At 48.2% G+C, this 5,504-nt stretch carries 6 protein-coding genes; 2 read left to right on the top strand and 4 right to left on the bottom strand.

Going from position 1 to position 5,504, the window contains the following annotated elements:
* A partial coding sequence (locus NNN64_RS22315; protein ID WP_271442814.1) for a GGDEF domain-containing protein occupies positions 1-515 on the top strand: 515 nt, incomplete at its 5' end.
* A gap of 145 nt (positions 516-660) precedes the next feature.
* On the opposite strand, the gene mdtG is transcribed toward NNN64_RS22315, so the two are convergent.
* Both mdtG and NNN64_RS22305 read right to left on the bottom strand, forming a co-directional pair.
* The gene (mdtG, locus tag NNN64_RS22310) at positions 661-1,881 is read right to left on the bottom strand and encodes a multidrug efflux MFS transporter MdtG (RefSeq protein ID WP_202038309.1); all 1,221 of its coding nucleotides are present in this window, start codon (positions 1,879-1,881) and stop codon (positions 661-663) included.
* 154 nt (positions 1,882-2,035) lie between these two features.
* Entirely contained in the window at positions 2,036-2,956 is a 921-nt protein-coding gene (locus tag NNN64_RS22305; protein WP_005129093.1) for a Kdo(2)-lipid IV(A) acyltransferase, read from the bottom strand.
* Positions 2,957-3,175: 219 nt separating this feature from the next.
* Here NNN64_RS22305 and trhO point away from each other — a divergent pair, with 219 nt between their 5' ends.
* On the top strand, positions 3,176-4,228 hold the full coding sequence (trhO, locus tag NNN64_RS22300) for an oxygen-dependent tRNA uridine(34) hydroxylase TrhO (RefSeq protein WP_271442813.1): 1,053 nt from the start codon (positions 3,176-3,178) through the stop codon (positions 4,226-4,228).
* A gap of 47 nt (positions 4,229-4,275) precedes the next feature.
* Here trhO and NNN64_RS22295 read toward each other — a convergent pair whose 3' ends face one another.
* Entirely contained in the window at positions 4,276-4,851 is a 576-nt protein-coding gene (locus tag NNN64_RS22295; protein ID WP_061068131.1) for a YceI family protein, read from the bottom strand.
* Position 4,852: 1 nt separating this feature from the next.
* A complete protein-coding gene (locus tag NNN64_RS22290; protein WP_271442812.1) occupies positions 4,853-5,419 on the bottom strand; it encodes a cytochrome b in 567 nt (188 codons plus the stop codon).
* Between the last annotated feature and the right edge of the window lie 85 nt (positions 5,420-5,504).

Below are 5,504 nucleotides of genomic sequence, written 5' to 3'. Positions count from 1 at the left end.
TCATTATTCTTAAGAGAGAGACGGATTCAGCAATAAAAGATGCGATGACTAAGATATATAATCGAAAATTATTCTATAAGGCACTGAAGTCATTTTTAGTAAAAGGTGCTGTTTGTATAATGATACTGGATATAGATAAATTCAAACGCATCAATGATACTTATGGCCATCAGGAAGGCGATCGCGTTATAAAGAGCATTGTTGATATTGTTAATAAATCGATCAGGGACTCCGATATTTTTGCGAGAATTGGCGGGGAAGAGTTTGGGATACTGATTAAGTGTAAAGATAAAGCTGAAGTAATGTTTGTTGCGGAAAGAATAAGAAAAAATGTTGAGACTGAAACAGCGGTGCCCAATATATATGGTTTGAAAGAGAAAATGACAATCAGCATCGGTGTATATTGTAGTAAATCTGATGATTATTCTGCTGATAAAATCGTATCATATGCTGATGCTGCGTTGTATGAAGCAAAAAACTCAGGTAGAAATAAAGTGGTTTACTATAACAGCTAGAATAATATTAAGCGTTATTGAGTGTCATGACGTTTAAAAAAGTGTGTAGCCAGTACGATCAGAATTGTAATTGAGTTCACTCTGCGTATCCCCCCACATTAAGCCAATCGATATGTTGGGGGACCATTGAGAATGAGTACGCAAATCATCCCGGGACCTGAGATCCCCGGCGGCGGCGCAGACTGTTCCATGAGTAGAAAGCGTTGAATAACACAACACCCGCGGTGACGCAGAAGACGGCACGGAAGCCATAATTTGCCGATATAGCAGCTCCCATTAACGGCCCAGTCACGTTGCCGATATCACGAAACGACTGGTTGTAACTAAAGATGCGCCCGGCGATTTGGTTGGTTGAGTTATACACCAGCAAGGTCTGTACGGCAGGCAGCAATGCACCATCAGCGGCACCCAGTAAAAAGCGCAGCACGCCTAGCTGCCAGGGTGTCTGGACGAATGACATTGGGATCAACAACAGTACGGAGATAACCAATGCCACGATCAGGATCTTCTCCGGACCAATCCTGTCGCCCAATTTGCCGAGCCTTGGAGCACTGATTAAGGCCGCAACACCGGGTACAGAGGCAATCATCCCGCTGATAAACGCGATATTACTGACATTGCCCGCAAGCTCCCGTACATACAGCGTCAGGATTGGCGCAATGGAGCCGGTTGCAACCTGAATTATCAGGGTAGTGACAAACAAGCTCAGCACCAGCTTTGGATTCTTTAACGACGTCACGACTTCGCGAACGTGCAGCATCTCTTTCTTACTCACTGGCTGGAAGCGTTCACGGATAAAAAAGAGTGTCAGAATAAAACAGATCAACAGCACCAGGGCTGTGATGAAAAATACGGGGCGCAGACCATACTGATCGGCGAGTAACCCGCCCGCCAATGGCCCAAGTAAAGCACCGCTGACGCCGCCAGTGGAAAGTGTCCCCAACGCCCAGCCGCTTTTATTGCGTGGCACCTGGGTTGCAATCAGTGCGTTGGCATTAGGAATAAATCCGCCGAGCAAACCCAGCAGGGCGCGCAGGATCAAGAACTGCCAGATATTTTGCGCCAGCCCCATCAGCAGCATGACGATGGCCATACCCAGCGCCGAGCGTAAGAGCATAATTTTCCGGCCTTTACGGTCGGCCAGCCCGCCCCAGAAAGGTGAGGCAATCGCTGAAAACAGGAAGGTGATACTGAATACCAGCCCTGACCACATATTCAGGGCGCTGTGACCCGTCACGCCAAGACTCTCGACGTAAAGGGGTAAAAATGGCATGACCAGGCTAAATGCTGCGCCGGTTAAAAAACAGCCCAGCCAGGCAACGGTGAGATTGCGTTTCCAGTTTATGGGGACATCAGAGGGTGACATAGCGATCCGCAGTGTGATGCGCTGTTTGCGCTATCGATTAAATATAAATAAGCAGGCTAATTATGCGCCTGGTTGATAGTTGCTGCAATGCGGATAGCAGTTAAACCTAAAAGGGGAGAGAAGGTGTTGCAGTCCACAGGACTGCAACAAAGACTCAGTACAAAGAGGGGGAGCCTTCAGGACGTGTCTTAAAGCGGCGATGTAGCCACATGTATTGCTCGGGGGCCATCATGATGCATTTTTCAACGATTTTATTCATCCAGGCCGCCGTTGTTTCAGCATTGTCCAGCGGTGGTGAACACTCCGGTGGCAGCATAATCAATTGATACCCCTTGCCGTCAGGTTTGCGGCGGGGAACAAATGGCACCAGACAGGCATTCGACATTCGTGACAGCATCCAGGTTCCGGACGTCGTTGCAGCCTGTTCAACGGCGAACAAAGGCACAAATACACTGGCGCGAGGGCCGTAGTCGTGATCCGGCGCGTACCAGACCACTTCACCTTTTTTCAACGCTTTAATCATCCCTTTCAGGTCTTTACGATCGAGCATTGATTTATTGGAGCGCATACGCCCCCAGGTTTGTAGCCAGTCGAGCAGCGGATTGTCGTTAGGACGATACACACCAATTCCCGGCTCTTGTAAGCCAAACTGGCGTGCGCCCAACTCGAGCGTCAAAAAGTGCAGACCAACTAACAGGATCCCACGCTTTTGTGCCTGAACGTCCCGGATATGCTCCATTCCGATAACTTCAGTCCAGCGTGATATTCGCCTGTCAGACCAAAACCAGGCCATGCCGGTTTCCATTACGCCCATACCGACAGACTCAAAGTTCTTTACCATCATCTGCTGGCGTTCCTGCTCGCTCATTTGCGGGAAGCACAGTTCCAGATTGCGGGAAACAATCTTTGCCCGACGTTTCATCAAACGCAATGCCAGACGGCCTAGTGCACATCCCAATTTATAGAGCACTGGGTAGGGTAACTGCACGATTAACCAAAGGATGCCAATACCCAACCAGGTTAACCAATAACGCGGATGCAGTAGCGCAGCCGAAAACTTGGGTAAATTCGTCATGTCTATCCTGTCTTCTAACGACCAATTCCCTGTATTGTCGCATTTTTTTGCGCGTATCTAAAATTTACGACGGGAGAACGGTGATTAAACCATCAATTGTTGTTGCGTTTTTATCGTGAAGTATGAAATGTAGCGTAAAATGTGTGGATGTAAATTGGCGATGTTTGCTTTATCATGCCGGCCGATTTTCATTTTTACTGATTGCAGGATACGTACACCATGCCAGTGTTACACAACCGCATTTCGAATGACGCGCTCAAAGCTAAAATGCTGGCGGAATCTGAGCCGCGTACGACGATTTCATTCTATAAATATTTTACCATCGCTGATCCTCAGCAAACGCGTGATGCACTGTATCAACTGTTCACTACACTGAATGTGTTTGGCCGCGTATATCTTGCACGGGAAGGCATTAACGCACAAATCAGTGTACCGCAAAGTCACGTTGATGCGTTTCGCCAACAGTTATACGCATTTGATCCTGCATTATCCGGGTTGCGTCTCAATATTGCATTAGATGATGACGGCAAATCATTCTGGGTTCTGCGCATGAAGGTCCGTGAGCGAATTGTTGCGGATGGCATTGATGATCCTGATTTTGACGCCAGCAACGTGGGTGATTATCTGAAAGCTGCTGAAGTGAATGCTATGCTGGACGATCCGGATGCGGTGTTTATTGATATGCGCAACCACTACGAATATGAAGTGGGTCACTTCGAAAATGCACTGGAGATCCCGGCAGACACCTTCCGCGATCAGCTGCCGAAAGCGGTAGAAATGATGCAGGAGCATAAGGATAAAAAAATCGTTATGTATTGTACTGGGGGGATTCGTTGTGAGAAAGCCAGTGCATGGATGAAACATAACGGATTTAGCAAAGTCTGGCACATCGAAGGCGGCATTATTGAGTATGCCCGCAAAGCGCGCGAGCAGGGGTTGCCTGTGCGTTTTATCGGCAAAAATTTTGTTTTCGATGAACGCATGGGGGAGAGGATCTCTGACGATGTGATTTCGCATTGTCACCAGTGCGGTACTGCATGTGACAGCCATACTAATTGCAAAAACGATGGCTGCCATCTGCTGTTTATTCAGTGTCCAGCCTGTGCGCAAAAGTATAAAGGCTGCTGTAGCGAACTGTGTTGTGAAGAGAGCGAACTGCCAGAAGAAGAGCAGCGTCGTCGTCGCGCCGGGCGTGAGAACGGCAATAAGATCTTTAATAAATCGCGGGGGCGTTTAAATACTAAGCTCGGTATTCCCGATCCTGCGCAATAACACGATGCCGGATGGTGGCAAAAGCCTCATCCGGCATCAATAGGACGTTATTTCTGCTGTACGCCTTCCACCGAGATAATTAATTCAACTTCCTGAGAAGCGGGACCGAGATCGGTGGTAATGTTGAAATCCTTCAGCTTTATTTTCCCTTGAGCTTCAAAGCCGGCGCGTGTGCCACCCCATGGATCGCCACCCTGACCCATCAGCTTCGCGTCCAATGTTACCGGTTTGGTGACACCGTTCAGGGTCAGGTTACCGGTGATATCCAAATCGTTGCCCTCTTTCTTCACGCTGGTGGACGTAAAGGTGGCCTGCGGGAACTTGCTCACATTGAGGAATTCTGCACTACGCAGGTGTTTGTCACGCTCGGCATGATTGGTATCAACACTGTTGGTGTTGATGGTGACATTGACTTTATCGGCAGCCGGATTTTTCTCGTCAAAGGTAAATGTACCGTCGAAATCTTTAAATGTGCCGTACAGCCAGCTGTATCCCAGATGCTGAATGCGGAAATTAACAAAGGCATGCTGTCCCTCTTTGTCAATTTTGTAATCCGCCGCGATGGCAGAGCCGGTCGTGAATAATAAAGAGGCGAGTGTGAGTCCCAGCAGGTTTTTTTTCATTTTAAGCTCCATAGTCAGATGACGATTTTCCCAACATGCGATTAAGGGTATCGTCGTTATCGATAAAGTGATGTTTCAGGGCCATTAGCCCATGCAGAAGTGATAAAACCACCACGGTCCAGGCGAGCCATAAGTGCACGTTACCGGCGATGTCGGCTTGTACGCCTGCGTTGGCAAATGTGGCGGGAACATCGAACCAACCAAATACGCTGATTGCTTTACCGTCTGCGGTAGAGATCAGATAGCCGCTGATGACAATAGAAAAAAGCAGGGTATATAGCGTGAGGTGGCCCAATGCCGCCGCAATGCGGGTTAGACGGGAATAGCTTTTCAGCGCGGCAGGGGGAGGGGAAACAACCCGCCAGACAATGCGGACAACCAGTCCCATCATCAGTAACACACCGATACTTTTATGCAGTTCAGGCGCCTGGTGATACCAACCATCGTAATAACTGAGCGTTACCATCCATAAACCCAGAGCAAACATGCCATAGACGGCAATAGCGACCAGCCAGTGTAATGCGGCGGACACCACGCCATAGCGCTGTGGACTATTATTGAATTGCATAAACACACCGTTAGATATTTCAGAAGTGAATGAAAATGGCGTGTAAAAGACATTAATGCAACTAATAAATAACAATGGTGATGAT

This window comes from Citrobacter sp. Igbk 14, from assembly GCF_028069825.1.
Lineage (GTDB): Bacteria > Pseudomonadota > Gammaproteobacteria > Enterobacterales > Enterobacteriaceae > Citrobacter.
This window is presented reverse-complemented; position numbering and strand designations above follow the sequence as displayed.